General features: G+C 44.3%; 11 protein-coding genes and 3 pseudogenes. 4 read left to right on the plus strand and 10 right to left on the minus strand.

The annotated features are described in order from the left end of the window. Positions 1 to 29 precede the first annotated feature (29 nt). Positions 30 to 2150, plus strand: a pseudogene (locus AC0YN6_RS23880) (heavy metal translocating P-type ATPase). A gap of 61 nt (positions 2151 to 2211) precedes the next feature. Here the strand turns inward: AC0YN6_RS23880 and AC0YN6_RS23885 are convergent. The 7 genes from AC0YN6_RS23885 to AC0YN6_RS23915 form a co-directional block, all read right to left on the minus strand. Continuing rightward, positions 2212 to 2394: a twin-arginine translocase TatA/TatE family subunit gene (locus AC0YN6_RS23885; RefSeq protein WP_475749899.1), complete on the minus strand. Its 183-nt coding sequence runs from the start codon at positions 2392 to 2394 to the stop codon at positions 2212 to 2214. Between the two features lie 26 nt (positions 2395 to 2420). After that, positions 2421 to 3620, minus strand: a complete 1200-nt coding sequence (locus AC0YN6_RS23890) for a ZIP family metal transporter (RefSeq protein ID WP_475749900.1) — start codon at positions 3618 to 3620, stop codon at positions 2421 to 2423. 18 nt (positions 3621 to 3638) lie between these two features. Then, positions 3639 to 4682, minus strand: coding sequence for a multicopper oxidase domain-containing protein (locus AC0YN6_RS23895; RefSeq protein ID WP_475749901.1), 1044 nt, complete (start codon positions 4680 to 4682; stop codon positions 3639 to 3641). Between the two features lie 326 nt (positions 4683 to 5008). Continuing rightward, on the minus strand, positions 5009 to 6463 hold the full coding sequence (locus AC0YN6_RS23900) for a DHA2 family efflux MFS transporter permease subunit (protein WP_475749923.1): 1455 nt from the start codon (positions 6461 to 6463) through the stop codon (positions 5009 to 5011). Positions 6464 to 6618: 155 nt separating this feature from the next. Beyond that, positions 6619 to 7269 (minus strand): response regulator, encoded by a 651-nt coding sequence (locus AC0YN6_RS23905; RefSeq protein WP_475749903.1) that lies wholly within the window; start codon positions 7267 to 7269, stop codon positions 6619 to 6621. Continuing rightward, positions 7266 to 8492, minus strand: a complete 1227-nt coding sequence (locus AC0YN6_RS23910) for a sensor histidine kinase (RefSeq protein WP_475749905.1) — start codon at positions 8490 to 8492, stop codon at positions 7266 to 7268. The genes AC0YN6_RS23905 and AC0YN6_RS23910 overlap by 4 nt, the downstream gene beginning before the upstream one ends. Before the next feature lie 157 nt (positions 8493 to 8649). Beyond that, complete coding sequence (locus AC0YN6_RS23915) at positions 8650 to 10830, minus strand: MMPL family transporter (protein ID WP_475749906.1); 2181 nt, start codon at positions 10828 to 10830, stop codon at positions 8650 to 8652. A 353-nt stretch (positions 10831 to 11183) separates the two neighbouring features. Between AC0YN6_RS23915 and AC0YN6_RS23920 the strand changes: the two genes are divergently transcribed. Beyond that, positions 11184 to 12161 (plus strand): tRNA dihydrouridine synthase, encoded by a 978-nt coding sequence (locus AC0YN6_RS23920; RefSeq protein WP_475749907.1) that lies wholly within the window; start codon positions 11184 to 11186, stop codon positions 12159 to 12161. A gap of 198 nt (positions 12162 to 12359) precedes the next feature. Then, positions 12360 to 13622, plus strand: a complete 1263-nt coding sequence (locus tag AC0YN6_RS23925) for an MFS transporter (protein ID WP_475749908.1) — start codon at positions 12360 to 12362, stop codon at positions 13620 to 13622. Between the two features lie 30 nt (positions 13623 to 13652). Here AC0YN6_RS23925 and AC0YN6_RS23930 read toward each other — a convergent pair whose 3' ends face one another. Beyond that, complete coding sequence (locus AC0YN6_RS23930) at positions 13653 to 14531, minus strand: AraC family transcriptional regulator (protein WP_475749910.1); 879 nt, start codon at positions 14529 to 14531, stop codon at positions 13653 to 13655. 153 nt (positions 14532 to 14684) lie between these two features. Here AC0YN6_RS23930 and AC0YN6_RS23935 point away from each other — a divergent pair, with 153 nt between their 5' ends. Continuing rightward, positions 14685 to 16898: a GH92 family glycosyl hydrolase gene (locus AC0YN6_RS23935; protein ID WP_475749912.1), complete on the plus strand. Its 2214-nt coding sequence runs from the start codon at positions 14685 to 14687 to the stop codon at positions 16896 to 16898. A gap of 68 nt (positions 16899 to 16966) precedes the next feature. On the opposite strand, the pseudogene AC0YN6_RS23940 reads toward AC0YN6_RS23935, so the two are convergent. Together AC0YN6_RS23940 and AC0YN6_RS23945 are read right to left on the minus strand one after the other, a co-directional pair. Further along, a pseudogene (locus AC0YN6_RS23940) lies at positions 16967 to 17047 on the minus strand (CAP domain-containing protein); the annotation flags it as partial. A gap of 238 nt (positions 17048 to 17285) precedes the next feature. Then, positions 17286 to 17381: pseudogene (locus tag AC0YN6_RS23945) on the minus strand (hypothetical protein); the annotation flags it as partial. Positions 17382 to 17913: the final 532 nt, after the last annotated feature.

Consider the following 17913-nt stretch of genomic DNA (forward strand, 5'->3'; position numbering starts at 1 on the left):
TCATATATTCAAATGAAAGAAGGGGCTTTATGAACGAATATCGAATAAAGGGGCTTTCATGCGGTGGGTGCGCCCTCAGAATAGAGGAAGAAATTCAACAATTGGAGCATGGAGCAGATGCAAAGCTTAGCTATAACTCCGGTAAATTAACGGTTGATCCACAAATATCTATGAATGCAGTTAACAAAATTTTAAAATCAGACAATGCCTACATTGATACAAGCGCGGAGACCAATACCGGGGATGACCACAGTAACCACAACCATGGTGAACATGATCATAGTCATTCCGAAGGCAATTCGAGGATGCTTAAGATGCTAATCACATCTGGAATAATCTATGCAGGCGCATTACTGCTTGATGGTGTGCTCGATAAACAAGCTGTCATTCTTTTATATTTAGTTGCAACGATTATTAGCGGTTACACCACATTTTTTAGAGGACTCAAAAACCTATTTAAGCTTAAATTCAATATCGATACGTTAATGACCATTGCTTTAGTCGGTGCTGTGTCCATTGGCGAATGGAGAGAAGCTACTCTCGTTGCTATCTTGTTTGGACTTAATGAGCTGCTCGAAGGTTACGGGATGGAAAAAGCACGACGTTCTATGGAAGCCTTATTTCAAGTTGCCCCAAAAGAAGCTTTAAAGCTGGAAAATGGCCAAGAGGTCATTGTTCCCATTGCTTCTCTTCAAGCAGGAGATTTAGTGAAAATAAAGCCAGGCGATAAGATTCCTTCAGACGGAACCGTCTCAGAGGGGAAAAGCTCGGTGAATGAGGCGGCCATTACAGGTGAATCACTTCCGGTCGAGAAAGAGTCCGGCGAGCCCGTTTATGGCGGCAGCATTAATAATGAAGGACTACTGCTTGTTCGAATTGATAAAGCATACAAAGATTCTTCCTTGGCAAAAATACTCCATCTCGTTCAAGAAGCGCAGGAGACGAAAACACCAACTGAGCTTTTTATTAATAAATTCGCCAAATATTATACGCCGCTCATTATGATTGTTGCAGCTCTTGTTACACTTCTCCCTCCGCTCCTATTTCAAGGAGATTGGACGACTTGGCTATATCAAGGGTTATCTGTATTAATTGTAGGTTGTCCTTGTGCGCTAATCCTTTCTTCTCCCATTGCAATTGTTGCGGGAATTACTAGAAACGCACGCAACGGCGTATTGGTCAAAGGCGGCGTGTTTCTGGAGCAGCTTGGCAAGATCGACACGCTTGCTTTTGACAAAACGGGGACTTTAACCAAAGGTGAACCACATGTTGCTGAGCTTGAGGCATATGACGAAGAACGGTTTTTCCAAATTGCTGGAGCCATCGAAAAGTTATCCTCTCACCCGCTGGCAAGAGCGGTTATGAAAGAAATAACGGACAGAAACATCGCTGTACCTGAACCAGATGAAATTCAAACGATAACCGGCCGCGGCATTAAAGCGAAGGTGAATGGTCAAACTTACTGGCTTGGAAATGAAAAAAGCATCGCCCATATTACGATTCCCGAGGCTATACAATTCAGAATTGACCAATTAAAAAATGACGGTCTGACCCTCGTATTAGCAGCAGACGAGCAGTAAGTACTAGGCATGTTCGGCATTGCAGACGAAATTCGCGAAGAAAGCCGCTATGTTATTGCGTCATTGCACAAGCTTGGAATTACACGCACGATCATGCTGACTGGAGACCATCAGAAGACAGCTGAGAAAGTAGCTTCAGCCGTTGGCGTTTCTGAATTTTACGGAAATCTGCTTCCAGAGGATAAAGTGAAGCGGATTAAAGAACTGTCTGCTAGTCATCATGTAGCTATGATTGGTGACGGAATTAATGACGCCCCTGCTCTAGCATCAGCACAGCTCGGTATTGCGATGGGGAAAGGCACTGATAGTGCAATTGAGACGGCAGATATCGTTCTGATGCAGGATCATTTGGGCAAGCTTCCTGAAGCGGTTTCCATAGCCAAAAAGGTCAATCGTGTCATTCGTTTCAACATTATCGTCTCGCTCGGATTGAAAGTAATCGCGCTCTTGCTGACCATCCCCGGATGGCTCACCCTATGGATTGCTATTCTCTCCGATATGGGAGCCACCATATTTGTTACACTTGTTAGTCTTACGATATTGATTGAACGAAAGAAGCGTCTTGGTTAATTTAAATTGTAGCACTAGTAAAAAAGAGCCGTTAGGTGTATCCTAACGGCTCTTCGCTTGTTTATTTATTTGATGTCTGATCCTGTTTCTCATCGGGGTCTATGAGTCCCTTTGCTCCCCTTCTGAACTCTGACAATGTCGTTCCAATCGCTCGCCCAAGCTGCGGCAGCTTGGATGGTCCAAAGAGCAATAATCCTAAAATGACAAGTAAGATAACCCCTGCGACACCTATATTCATTGGCATTTCAATCTCCTCATTCCTATTAGGTTCTAGAAGTTAACTAATAAAGCCGTTACATACATCACCAAAATACCAAGAGCCAAGCTTGTGAAATTAAGCCATGAAACGGTTGGGGCAGCAGCTACTTTAGCATCTCTTACAATCATTTTCGAAATGACAAAAATCACTTGAACAATGGCACCTGCTCCAATACCAAAGAACAATGCTGCTAATGTTTGATTAAAGACGAAACCGCCGATCCACGTTCCTATAATAGCGGGTCCCCCGCCTAATACTGCTAGTGCCAAAAAAGTCTTTAGTGTCGGCTTTGCTTGCAAGAGCGGCGCAGCGATGCCAATCCCTTCCGTAATGTTATGCAGCGTAAAACCAATAATAAGGAATGATCCAAGCGCTGCTTCCCCCGCAGCGAAGGCAGCCCCAATTGCGAGACCTTCGCCGAGATTATGAAGACCGATGCCACTGGCTATTTTGAACGATACCTGCTTTCCAGCGACATCTGTATTTAATGTTTTTTTGGATTTAGTCTGATCCATTGCAAGCAGGAATAGGAAGCTTAATGCCGCTCCGAACCAAACGAGTCCTGTCCCTTGGAATACGCCAGGCGCTTCCGCCCCTAGCTCAATTCCCTCTTGGATCGTATCGATCGCTAGGAAAAATAAAAGACCAACTGTAAACGCCATAACCGCTTGTATGCCTTTTGATGAAAATCGACGCATAAAGGGATACCACAGCAGCCCAAGTCCCACTGGAACAACACCAACATAAAAGCCTATGAGTGAATATTGCAGGAATCGATTCGTATCAGCGGCCGGTGTCTTCATTGCAGCAGCGACTTCCCCTGTAAAAATCAATCCGTTCGTCGTTATAAGCTTAATTTCATGGGGATCTCCCTCAACCCAAGGATATGGTATATAAACCGTCGAGCTGTCAAAGCGTTCAAGCGTTGGACTAGGAGAATAGGTTGCATTCCAAAAAGCGCCATCTACCACGACTTGAGCTACGGTTAGCTCCTTTGGTCCAGAATTAAGAATACGAACTTCAAATCCATCATCCGTGAGAACAATTCGTTCAATATTCAGCACCTCTATTGGAGCTGCTTGCTGCTCTTCTACACCTGTACCCCATGTAGCGATAACTGAAATCATGCCTGCTAACAGCAGCAAAGGCAGTACGCCAAGCAACCAAGCCTTTTTTTTATGCGGCTTCTTATTTATAATTTCAATCTGCACATCTCACACCCCCACATATTATCCGACTTCAAAAAAGCCCATCCAACCAAGCTCGGTAAACTCACTTTGATGAGCATGGAACATATATTTCCCCGGAGAAGGGAAAGTAATTTCAATAATGCCTCTCTCGCCTTGGCATTGCATTATCGTATCTGTATATTGAGGCCTCGCCTCCGGATCAGCTCCAGTTGCATAGTAATGAAAGAAATTAGAATGCAGATGAAAGGAGTTAATAGGGTCAAATTCCGTTAAGTTACTCAAGTAAATGCGGACCAATTCTCCTGTTTTCACTTTGATAGGTCTAGCTTGGTAAGCAAAGGCGTAACCGTTGACCGTATATACCTCATTCTCGCCGTCTAAATCCAAATCAAAGCCATTCATAACCATACTTAACTCTTTCGCCGGTTTCCTCGGTTTCTTAGGATCAACAATAAAATGACCATAGAGACCTTTGTGAATATGCCTAGCCAGCGGTGGAACATGACAGTGATAAGGCTGCAGCCCTGCTGGCTTCGCTTCAAATTCATATACAAATTCACTTCCTGAAGGAACAGGCTCCAATCCATCCATATTGGTCGGATGAATACCGTGAAAGTGGATAGAATGCGGGTGTGCAGAGCCGTTTCCGAACTTAATTCGAACGATATCTCCCTCGGTGCAACGCAGTGTCGGTCCTGGAATCGTACCATTGAACGTCCACCCTGGAAACTTAATCCCTTTCGCAATTTCCACCTCAGCATCCCACGCTTGAATATCATAATCCCTTATGGTTCTGCCATCTGGTGATGTACTAACGACCCCATAATCAAAAGTCGTTAGTGCTTTAACAGCCGCTTCTAGCCCCGGTGTTGAATCGGTTCCTGGATCGTAACCATGTGCCATTCCATGTTTCATTTGCCCTTTGAGCGTATGATGCATTTCTTCCTTTCCCATTGCATGAACAGATTTGCCGAATAATGCACTTGTATTTAAAAAACTGCTTCCGATCACACCTATTATGCCTGCTGCTCCAGCTTTAAGAATATTTCTCCTTGAGAATTGTCGATTTGGGTCAAGCGCCAATTCTTCCACCTCCATGTTAATATAAGGTAAATGTTTTGCCTCAACGCAAAACATTTAATAAAAAAAATTAATTTCACTATAGGACAAAGAGTTTACCTAGGGAAACATTTTATATGAATAGAATATATGATATCCTGGGCACATTGTAAAGTGTTTTTTGTGAGGCTGGTCTAAATAGCGGAGATCGTAATGAAAAATTGATTCAACAGCAAAAATTACAATAAAAAAAGAGACTCCTCACAAGTTCAATGAACTCGTACGAAGTCTCTTTTATGGCTAACAGACTATGGGCATTCAATTCGTCTGTTAAATTTGTACTAATCTGATTAAGCTGACTGCTTCTGCTCATCCTCTTGAGGTGCCTTCGTTTTGCGAATGAAGAGACCGATAAGCAATGCCAGGATAGAGAGAATGCCACCTACTACAAACGCACTGTGGAGCCCAGCTACCATTGCAGGGACACCTTCAGCAGGATTGGTTGGATCAGGCGACGTCGCCATATAATCTCTCATGCCTGACGACATGATGCTGACAAACAAAGCTACACCAATCGCGCCTGCAACTTGCTGCAGCGTACTCATAACCGCTGTACCATGAGCATACAGTCTGCGCGGCAGCTGATTCAAACCTGTCGTTTGAGCTGGCATCATGACTAAGGAGATACCAATCATCATCAAAATATGCAGGAACACGACATATCCGCTCGACCATCCTGCTTCAATTCCTGAGAACAGCCAAATGGATACACTCATCAAAACCAGACCAGGGATAACCAGCACTTTTGGTCCGAATTTATCAAACAATACGCCGGAGATCGGAGCCATAATACCATTTATTATACTTCCCGGCATCATGACAAGACCTGCGCTCAGCGCAGTAAGCATCATAACATTTTGCAAAAATAGCGGAAGCATAATCATTGTAGAGAACATAGCCATCATAAGCACGAGCATCAGCACCGTTACAAGCGAAAACATTGGATAACGGAATACTCGCAGATCCAGCATCGGTTCTTTCACCGAAAGCTGACGCCATACAAAGATGATCAAGCTGACCCCGCCTACAACCAAGCACCATACAACCTTAGCATCTGACCAAGAGCCTTCACCCGCGCTGCTAAAGCCATAGACAATGCCTCCGAAACCGATAGAGGAAAGTAGAATAGAAAACATATCGACCTTTGGTCTAGTCAGTTCACTCACGTTCTTCAAATAAACAGCCGCAAATAGGATGGAGATCACGGCTAATGGAATAACCAAAATAAACAGCCATCTCCAGCTAAGCGAATCGACAATTAAGCCCGACAAAGTAGGTCCAATAGCCGGAGCAGACATCATGACCAGACCGATCAATCCCATCGCACCGCCTCTTTTCTCTGGCGGGAAGATGATGAGGATTGTATTCATCAATACTGGTATCATCAAACCTGTTCCTAAAGCCTGTATAATACGTCCAACCAGCAAAAACTCAAATGCTGGTGCTGATGCACATACTATCGTGCCGAGAAGGAACAAAATCATAGCCCCGAGAAACATTTGACGTGTAGAAAACCATTGTTGCAGAAGTGCTGTTATAGGTACAAGAATACCAACAACGAGCATGTAGGCTGTAGCCAGCCATTGAACAGTCGTTTCCGTAATTCCGAAATAAGTCATTAGCTCTGGAAAAGCTATATTCAACAATGTTTCATTCAAAATTGAGACAAATGCGCCAATAATTAGTGCAGCAACGATCGGTCCTTTCTTGACCGTGCTTAAATCTACGCTTGATTTAGCTTCCATACTAAGGCCGTTCAAAAATACTCCTCCTTCAAAACTGTATACATCCACGGACAACTGTCCGAAGCACTTACAAAAATATACCGAACACTTGTCCGTATGTCAATACTTTGAATTATAGCAATAAACGATGTGCACAATCAAATTGAAACGTTAATCTATAACTGGACGATCCCCCGTTCGATTGCGACAGCGACCGCTTGGGATCTAGAATCCACTTCTAGTTTGTTATAGATGTTCGTCAAGTGAGCTTTGACCGTACGCTCGGATATCCCCATATCACTAGCTATTTCTTTGCTTCGATAACCGCGTGCAATGGCCTGAAGAACAATTCGCTCTTTCTCGGAGATTATCGTTCGCTCTGAAGACGTATCATGTACATCATGGCGTTTATTCCTTGCTGCGAATACTCTTGCCATAATTTCAGGCTGGAGCAGCGTGTCGCCGCGAACCGCTGATTCGATCGTGCGGAATAAATGATCTCTACCGGTATCTTTCAGAAGATATCCTTTGGCTCCCAATTCCAGCCCGTTTATCATTAGTTCATCTTCATTATAAGTCGTTAATATAACGACAGGGATATGGATGTTTCTTTCATTTAGTTTCTTCATGGTCTCCAATCCACTCATTTGGGGCATATTTAAATCCATGAGAATGACATCCGGCGTAAGCGACTCCAATAATCGAAGGACCTCCTCTCCGTTGGCAGCTTCTCCTATGACTTGAAAATTGTCATTCGTCTCAATAATAAACTTTAGCCCTTCCCTTACCACAAGATGATCATCAGCGATAAGCACGTTAAATATCATGAGTTCTCTCCATTCTTACCAGATGTATCAATCTTAATTTTAGTTCCGCGAGGGATGTTATTGGATATGATAAGCGATCCACCTAAAATGCGAACTCGCTCCTTCATGCCGATTAGTCCGTAATGTCCGGACTTAGAGTTCCTTTGATTCGAAGCAATACCTTTCCCATCATCTTTTATTTCAAGATTCATATTCTCGTCCGCTATTCGAACGTTTACCCACACATGTTTGGCTTCAGCATGCCGGGCGACGTTCGTTAAGCATTCACCTATGATGTGAAGTCCATGTTCCATCATCAATTTCGGTATGTTTCCATCAATGCTCATATCTAGAAATACTTGAATACTGGTTGCATTCTTGAATCTTTCTATTTCTTCACGTATAGCACCTGCGATGTCGACCGTTGCAAACGTTCTAGATCTGAGATTATCAATAGCCAACCTGGCTTCCGATAACGTTTTTTTTGCTTGAACCATGGAATACTGGACAATTTCTTGGGCTCTTTGGACATTGCCTTTCATTAAATGTGCGTCTACCGCATCCAGCTGCATAATGATTCCCGCAAGACCTTGAGCTAATGTATCATGCAAATCCCGAGCCATTCTTTGGCGTTCATTAGTGAGTGTCAACTCCTCTACCTTGCGATGTGAGCGCTCCAGATCTTCAAGAAAGGTCTGGGTACGGATCCGAGCGTGATCCTGCTTCAAATATAAATCGGCAAAAGAAACGACGATGACGGTAAACAAGATGTACAAGACTGACATTAAAGTCAACAATTCAGTTTGTCCTAACATAAAGAAAGTCGAGATGAATAAAGCATAGTAAAAAACAGACAGCATGATCATTTTAATTCTATGATAATAGACACCAACACTTTGGCCAATCAAAACAGGATACATCCCGAGCAATAAAATCGAAGTCGCTTGATCCATGATAAGCGCACATCCTTGAATGATTAGACTTTGAATCATGAAATAAACCCAAGGATATTTATTCGTAAGAGAAGTAAAGTGCCAATTCAAAGAGGCATGAAATAGCATCAATCCCGAAAAGAACGTCAAGGATATAAACGATGGCTCATTCAGGAGATGAATAAACATAGATAAAAAATAGATCAAAAAAAACCAAACCATGCTTGGAACTCTGGCATTAAACAAGGTATCCGGTAAGTCGTTAAATCGATTTTTTTGCGTGTACTGCTTGTACCCGTTTCCCGATTCCATGCGTTCTCCCCTCTCGTTCTCTCTATAATAACATTTTACGTTTTTCGATTTTATCTTCTATTATACCCTTAGTGCAAACACAAAAAAATCGTACATAAGGGCATATACACTCATGTACGATTGGGAACAAATGATTACAGATTTCAATTCGATTCCATTATATGATTTTTCTCTTAACTTCCGATTCTTCAGCAATGGACTCGCCTTCGACATCGATATTTGGTAAAATGCGCCCAATCCATTTTGGTAGATACCAAGCCGCGCTGCCCATCAGGGTCATGACCGCAGGCACGATTGTCAGCCGTACAATAAATGCATCGAACAATATGCCGAATGCTAATGCTAAGCCCATTGATTTAATCATGACATCTTCGACAAAGATGAAACTTGCGAACACGGCAATCATGATAAGACCTGCTGCCGTTACAACGCTGCCGCTATTTTTAAGACCAGACAATACAGCTTTTTTCGCATTTTTTGAATGGTTAAATTCTTCACGCATGCGACTGACCAGAAACACTTCATAATCCATAGCTAAGCCGAATAGAATGCCCGCAGTTAAGATAGGCAAGAAGTTTAATACAGGACCGGCTGCAGGAATGTTGAAAAGCTTGTCCAGATTGCCATCCTGAACGACAAATACGACGAAACCGAGTGTGGCCGTAAGCGTAAGGAGATAACCTAACACGGCTTTGATCGGAACTAAGACGGAACGGAATACCATCATGAGAAGTATCAATGCTAGTCCCACAATCAGAGCTGCAAATTTTGGAAAAGCATCATTTAATTTCTCGGATATATCAATATTCACGGCTGTTGAACCTGTAACCATAACCTCAACTTGATCCTGTTGCTTAATTTCAGACGCCTTATCACGAATCAAATGAACCAAATCAGTTGTTCCTTCACTTTTTGGATCAGTTCCAGGGATAATCGTTACCATAGCTACTTTGCCCGTTGCATTCGTAACTGGTGGAGTAGCCAATGCCACATTCGGCAGCTCGCTAAGTTCCTTCCCTACCTTCGCAAAAGTCTCTTGCGCGTCGTCTGTTGCCTCCGCTTTAAGAATAATAGCAAGCGGTCCGTTCATCCCTGGCCCAAACCCTTCCGCGATCAAATCATACCCACGGCGTTCCGTTGTTTTGATCGATTTAGAACCTTTATCTGGAATCCCCGTTTGTAGATGCAATGCAGGCAGACTTATGGCTCCTAACAATAAAATGCCCGCAATAGCGATCGGCAATGGATACTTCGTTATGAATCGTCCCCAACGATTCGATTGTTCCTTTAGTTTAGGAAAATCTTGAATGGAAGCCGCTTTCGTCTTCGGACGAATCCGTTCACCTGCAAATCCAAGAAGTGCTGGAACGACGAGGATGGAAATCACTACGGCTATAAGTACCGTAAATGCTCCCGCTATACCCATGACAGTGATGAATGGAATTCCCGTGACCGATAATCCAGCAAGTGCAATAATAACCGTTAATCCCGCGAAAACAACGGCGCTGCCGGCGGTTGCATTAGCATGCGCAATGGACTCATCTACCCCTTTGCCTTCCACAAGATTTTGTCTGTATCTCGAAATGATGAATAAGCCATAGTCGATTCCGACAGCTAATCCGAGCATGATGGCCAGAATCAATGAGAATGATGCCATTTCGATAAAATTAGCCGCAATAATAACGGACATGACACCGATTCCCAGTCCTATGACTGCTGTTAGTATAGGTAACCCAGCAGCGAGCAAGGATGAGAATGTAATGGCCAGGATCATAAATGCGACAATGATGCCTATGACCTCGGATATGCCGCCAATTTCATGTTCGTTGAATTCGACACTTCCTCCGAGTTCAGTCTGCAAGCCCTCGCTTCGCGCTTGCTCTACACTTTCCAATATGTGTTCTCTAGATGCATCGGTGACTTGAGTTGCCTCGGATTTGTACGTAATTACCGCATACCCAATCTCTCTGTTATAACCAATTGTTCCTGCCTCATATGGGCTGGCGATCGATATAATCTCTGGATCTTCAGATATGGACTTTAGTGTCTTAGCTATCATTTTTTTCGTTGATTCCGACTCTAGCGTTTGACCGTCAGGGGCTTTGAAAATCACTTGGATCGTGCCGCCTTCAGGGTCTTTCCCTTGTGAAAACTCTTCTTTCAGTACTTTCATCGCTTCCTCGGATTTCGTGCCGGGAATGGTCAGTTCACCGTTCAAATGAATTCCCATACCAAGGCCAAGAGAAATGGCGATAATAAGTACCGCTAAGGTTCCAATCAAGACCCCTTTTCTCTTTTGAGCAGCAAATCTCCCAAGTTTATACAATAACGTTGCCATGGATAATCACCTTCCTCTACTTGCATGAATAACTGTTATTATAATGTCCGAGCAGCGGTTTGAAATCGTACATGTGGGCATTCGGAGAGTGTACTTTTGGGCATGCCTTTTTGTGAATCTATAACAAACGAGTCCAGCCTCCTGTTTTTAGGAAGTAGTCTTTTCTTTAGAAATTAGTTTTTAACGTGACCAGTTCTCAAACTGGGTGATGGGTGACAGACACCGCAAATGTGTCTGTCGCTCATACAATTGATTCTGTGCATCAAACGGAAAAAAATGATACTATGTATGATGGGTAAAGGACTTTGCTCTAGCTTATCTCGTTTTTATATGTTGCAACAGGAGGAAATAATATGAGTAACGAACAAAATTTTTGGCTTGATTTACCAAAGCCGTTTTTTATATTAGCACCAATGGAAGATGTCACAGATGTTGTATTTCGTCACGTCGTTAGTACAGCTGCAAAACCCGACGTATTTTTCACAGAATTCACAAGTACAGATAGTTATTGTAACCCTGCAGGTAGAGACAGTACTCGTGGTCGGTTAACGTTCACAGAAGATGAGCAGCCGATCGTCGCTCATATTTGGGGCAATAAACCTGCATTTTTTGAACAGATGAGTATCGATATGAAAAAACTCGGTTTTCGCGGTATCGATTTAAACATGGGATGCCCCGTCCAAAACGTCGCATCCAATGGAAAGGGTTCTGGATTAATACAACATCCTGAAGTTGCAGCCGAAATTATTCAAGCAGCAAAAGCAGGTGGATTGCCGGTTAGTGTTAAAACAAGATTGGGTTACCATGATATTGACGAGTGGCGCGATTGGTTAGGACATATATTGAAACAAGATATTGCGAATCTTTCCATTCACCTTCGTACAAAGAAAGAGATGAGCAAAGTAGAGGCGCACTGGGAACTAATCCCTGACATAAAAAAATTACGAGATGAAATTGCTCCAAATACGTTGTTAACCATTAATGGAGATATTCCTGACCGCGCAACAGGATTAAAATTAGTAGAACAATACGGCGTTGATGGTGTTATGATTGGCCGCGGCATTTTCACCAATCCATTCGCTTTTGAAAAAGAACCTAAAGAACATAGCGCGAAGGATTTTCTCAATTTACTACTTTTACAGTTGGATCTTCATGATAAATATTCAAAAGAAACCGAACCACGTCCATTTAAACCACTTCTTCGCTTTTTCAAAATCTATGTTCGTGGATTTAGAGGCGCAGGCGAACTAAGAAACCAATTAATGGATACCTCGTCAACAGATGAAGTCCGTCGTTTAGTAAAACCTTTTTTAGAACAAGAATTAGATTGAAGCATACCCAGCTGTGCATGATTAAAAAGACTAAGAGACCTCCCAAAAGTTCAATGAACTCATGGAAGGTCTCTTTATTTTTGCACCATGTGGTCAAACGGTGTTTCCTTTCAAGGAAACCCAATTTCAGAATAAATAATTTCTACTGTTGCAGTTATCCCATATATATAAGAGTAAAAGACTGCAGGAGTAAAATTTATGAACAAACAAAATAACAGTTTTAGATGGGTTGTATTTGCTGCTGTCACATTCACATATTTATTAATGTCGAGTCAGCGGACGGCTCCGGGTTTGATTACAGACCAATTGATGAGGGATTTTTCTGTAACGGCATCAACAATTGGACTGCTGGCAAGCATACAATTTTTTGTATATACCGGTTTGCAAATTCCGATGGGGATTTGGGCTGATCGTTTGGGCCCCAATTTTTTTCTAATTATAGGGGCCACCCTGACAGGGGTCGGCACGATTATTTATAGTATTGGCGCGCATGAATTTATCCTGCTTTTCGCCAGAATATTGACGGGGATAGGGGATGCAACGATTTGGGTCAATATGGTGTTAATTTTGAGCCAATGGTTTAATGCAAAGGATTTTGTGAAGTTAATTGGTTTGACGGGAATGACAGGGAGCCTTGGTTTCGTTTTGGCGACAGTGCCTTTTTCCTTATGGATTGATCTGCTTGGCTGGAGGGCAGCATTTTTTACAGCGGGACTGTTATTGTGCTTTTGCGGGATTTTTCTTTATTTTGTACTTGTAAAAAAGCCAAAGCAATCGGTATTTGTAAAAAACAAAGCACAGCGCGAAAAAACACTGGTTTTACTGAAAAGAATTTGTTCGAGTTGGCAAGCATGGGCTTTATTCTTTTGTCACTTTGGCGTTGTCGGTGCGTATGTTGGATTTATCGGTTCGTGGGCAGTACCCTACGGGATGAATGTGTTTGGGATGGCGCGTTCAGATGCAAGTCAGCTCATTATGGTTGGCCTTATTGGGGCACTTATTGGTGCACCGCTATCCAGCTGGATTTCAAGTCGGTTAGAAATAGTGAAACGGCCATATGTTGTGGTTCATACAACAATGTTATTGAGCTGGTCTGCCTTTCTGATCTTTAATGGGAAGCCGCCTATTTTCTTGGTTATGACACTTTTCTTTATTATTGGGCTTTGTTATGGGGCATGTATGCTAACCTTTACCTTCATCCGTCAATCCTATCCTTTATCAGAATCCGGCCTTGTTTCCGGGTTTGCGAATACAGGCGGGTTTCTGAGTGCTGTTTTGCTACCAACCCTTTTTGGAAGTGTATTGGACCATTTTCAGGCTTCAGGGAATATAAGTGCTGGTTACTACTACGGTTTCATCATTCCAGTTATCTTTTCAATCATCGGTCTGGTGGGAGTGCTTTGTATCAAGGAAAAAGGGCGCTCAGCAGCTGAAAAGCCGATATCAGCTCATAGTAAATAGTTGGCTGGAGGTCAATTTCCATATCGGCTACTAGAGCGTAATGCCTTTATTATTGCGATACATCGTCGGCGACATGTTCATCCGGGACTGGAATACGCGCGCAAATGTGGAATACGACTTGAAGCCCGCTTCGTAAGCGACATCCGTAATTTTGAGCGAGGTGCTGACGAGCAGGTTGCAGGCATGGGCGATGCGAATCCGTTCAAGAATGGAGTAATAGTTCTCTCCGGCCAGCTGTTTAAAAGTAGCGCTGATATACGAGACGCTATAGTTAAACTTCTTGGCTAACATTTCGAGCGTAATATCTTCTTTAAAATGAAGGTACACAAACGAGATGATCTCCCGCATCCCTTTCCCTTTGGACAGCGTGACAACTTTGAGATTGGCATCATCAGGAGCAAGATGACGCTGTCTGAATCGGTTGAACAACACGAATACTTGTACAAGCTTCGCAATGAACATTTCCCGGTTCCATGACTGCTCTTCCTGATATTCTGCGTACATCTGCTCGAACAGACGCTTCACTTCGGCAGCCGTCTCTTCATCGAGTCGGTAGGTCGTATTTGAATCGAATTCGGCCCCCCGCATCAGACGATGCAGATCAAACAGCGTGTCGCCGCCGAAAAAAGCCTTTAAGCCAATTGCCCCGACATACAGGAACAGCTCTTCTCCCGGTTCGATCTCAATCTCGTGAACTTGATGCGGGAATAAGAGTGAAAACGTGCCGGGCACCAGCTCTTTACTTACGCCGTCGATGATCTCGATGCCACTGCCTTGAATGACGTAAGTAAATTCGATGAATTGGTGGACATGGGCGGGGATATGCGTATCGAGATGATGGATTTTTAAGGTAAACGGAAATTCGCCGTGAACTTCATCATCGCCTTGCAGATAGTAGGGAAACATCATAAATTCCTCTTTCAGAGCAATAATAAGAATGAATAGCTTCCCCTATTTTAGCATGAAAAGTGATAGATACTCTAAAAAATTGATAGGCGGCCTGACGGGTTCATTCATTACAATGATATATGTCAGAATTGAAAACATCCAAGGAGTGATCTTATGAACAATATTCATTACGTGAATCCCCTGCAAGGGACCGATTCCATTTATCCATATTCGAACGGCAATACACTGCCGTTGACCTCGCTGCCATTCGCGATGAACGCTTGGGCGCTACAAACCTCTGAAGCTGGCGGCGGCTGGTGGTTCAGCCCGAATCATAACCGGATGGAGGGATTCCGCCTAACGCATCAGCCAAGCCCATGGATTGGCGATTACGGACATCTGACCTTCATCCCGCAGACGGGACCGCTCAAGACTTCTGCGCATGACCGCTCCTCCTCCTTCCGCAAGAAGGACTTCGTCGTGCGACCAGACTACATGAAGATTCATCTGCTTCGCTACCAGACGACGATGGAGCTGGCACCGACAACACGCTGTGCAAGCATCCGCCTGACGTATAAACGCCACGATGAAGCTCGATTCATTCTAGCGCCGTTCCCGGGTGAATCTTCGATGAAGATCGATACAACGAACAACACCTTGACGGGATATACGACGGCCAAAGCCGGCGGCACACCGGACAACTACCGGATGTATTTCGCTATTCGTTTTGGCTGCGCGATTGCTGGCGAACATAGCGGGATGTTCGACGTGAAGCATAACAGCAACTCGGATCTAAGCGGGACAGGCGAGCGTCTTGGCGCATATGTCAGCTTCAAGCTCCCGGCTGACGGCATTGTTGAAGCGAGCTTCAGCACGTCCTTTATTAGCGAGGAGCAAGCCTTCACGAATCTAGATCGCGAGATCGGCGGGCAGTCCTTCGATGAGATTCACCAAGCGGCTACAGCGATCTGGGAGAAGCAGCTCGGCGTGATCGAGGTTGAGAGCGAAGATGAAGATAAGCTCAAGACTTTCTATACCAGCTTATATCGTACGTCCCTGTTCCCGCATGCGATCCACGAATATACGGCAGACGGAGAGCAGGTTCACTTCAGCCCATACAACGGCAAGATTGAGCAAGGTCCGCTCTATGCCGATATCGGCTTCTGGGACACGTACCGGACATCCTTCCCACTGTATAACTTGCTCTATCCATCCATCGTGAACGAGATGATGCAAGGGTGGGTCAATGCCTACAAGGAGACCGGCTGGATGCCCAAGTGGGCATCGCCGGGCGAACGCAGCATGATGCCGGGCACACTGATCGATGTGTCCTTCGCCGATGCGATTGTTAAAGGCAACACCCGATTCGACGTCGAGACTGCCTTCGAGGGACTTTATAAACATGCAACGACCGTATCGCCGGATAATCGTTACGGTCGCAAAGGCATGGGCGAATATTTGAAATACGAATATATGCCTGCCGATATTCACACGCACGAGAGCGTATGCAATACACTAGACTATGTCTATGGCGATTTCTGTATCGCGCAAGTCGCGAAACATCTAGGCCGCGAAGAAGAGTACAAGCAGCTCATGAAGCGTTCAGAGCAATACAAGCATCTCTACGACCCTTCAGTCGGCTTCATGCGCGGCAAGCTGCAGGACGGAAGCTGGCTTGAGCCGTTCGATCCGACCATGTGGGGCGGGCCATATACGGAGGGCGGCGCTTATCAAAGTAGCTGGGCGGTTCAGCATGACCTGCTCGGACTCGCAGATTGCATGGGCGGTCGTGAAGCGGCGAAGGAGCGTCTCGATGCATTATTCGCTGCCGAGCCTGAGTTCAAAGTCGGCTCTTACGGCTTTGAAATTCACGAGATGTCGGAAATGGCCAATGTCGATTTCGGACAATTCGCGATCAGCAACCAGCCGAGCTTCCACTTCCCGTACATTTACACGGCACTCGGTTATCCGGCGTTAACGCAGCATTGGGTGCGCCGTACGATGGACGAGTTATTCAGCTCCCGCCCGGATGGCTTGCCAGGCGACGAGGATAACGGCAGTCTATGCGCATGGTATGTGTTCGGCGCAATGGGCTTCTATCCATTGAGCCCAGGCGTGCCTGAATATGTGCTCGGCACACCATACTTCAAGAAGATGACCGTCCATCTGGAGAACGGCAAACAGATTGTCATCGAAGCTCCGAACAACGCAGACGACCGCAAATATGTATCAAGCGTCCTGTTCAACGGGGAATCCATATCGAAGCTCTACCTTAATCACGAGGAGCTGGCGAATGGCGGCGTGCTTGCCTTCGATATGAGCGACCAGCCGACAGCCGAAGTGAGCGAGCTGGATAAGCTTCCATACGCGATGTCTAAGAACAAATAAAATCTTAGCCACACATATGAATAAGCCCTGCGTGCCTTATAACGTTAAGGTACCAGGGCTTATTTCGGTTTTGCGACATTTTCTCCGGCTGAACTGTAAACGATTCCGAACTGCTTCATCATATCGAACGAAGATCCGTAAGATGGAGATTACAATACCCCATAAACTCTCCCCGCATGGTTTGATAGTTCCTAATGTTTTTCTGTGTCGTGTTTTTGAACCGTCTGTCATCCAGAAAATCTTGAAAAGCGAATTTTAATAACATAAAAAAGACTACCTCCTGTTTTAGGAAGTAGTCTACACTTTAGAAAATAATTTTTAACGTGACCAGTTCTCGAACTGGGCTGAAATAGCCTAGACTATTTCACAAATGTAAGGGATGAAACCCTACATCATGCCGCCCATATCTGGCATGCCAGCGCCAGCTGCGCCTTTTGGTTCTGGCTTGACAGCAACAACCGCTTCAGTTGTCAAGAACATAGCTACTCCATTTTAAGCCGCTGCCGCCATCTATACTTCTACACTTCTACACTTCTACACTTCTACGCTTCTATTCATCTATACTTCTGTACTTCTACATTGCACTTTGTGCAGCAGAATTCACAGTAGAATGCGGTGTACACCGCTACGTTGCAGTTTATACAGTAGAAATTACCATTTTGAGTTAGTTAGTCGTACTTTCGGCTGTATCTATTGTATTTCTGCAATGTAGCCACCGTTAACGGGTCTCATGTCAGGTTTCTATTGTATTTTCTGCAACGTAGAAAAAGAGGAGCTAACATCGACATGATCGGTCGATTAGATCCTCTTTAATGAATAGTTTTAATTGAACTTGAATCTAAGCCATCTATTCACCCTGCCTGAACCATATTCGTCCAAATTACTGCCATATTAAGCAGCGATGCTTATTTAATTATCGGGTAGTCCACAACAATTACATTGTCGATGAGTCCATCAAGCAAGCCTACAAACGTCTGATGTGCAGGATGAGGACCATAATCAAGCAAAGCCTGTT

The sequence above is a fragment of the Paenibacillus sp. J22P15 genome (assembly GCF_056269345.1).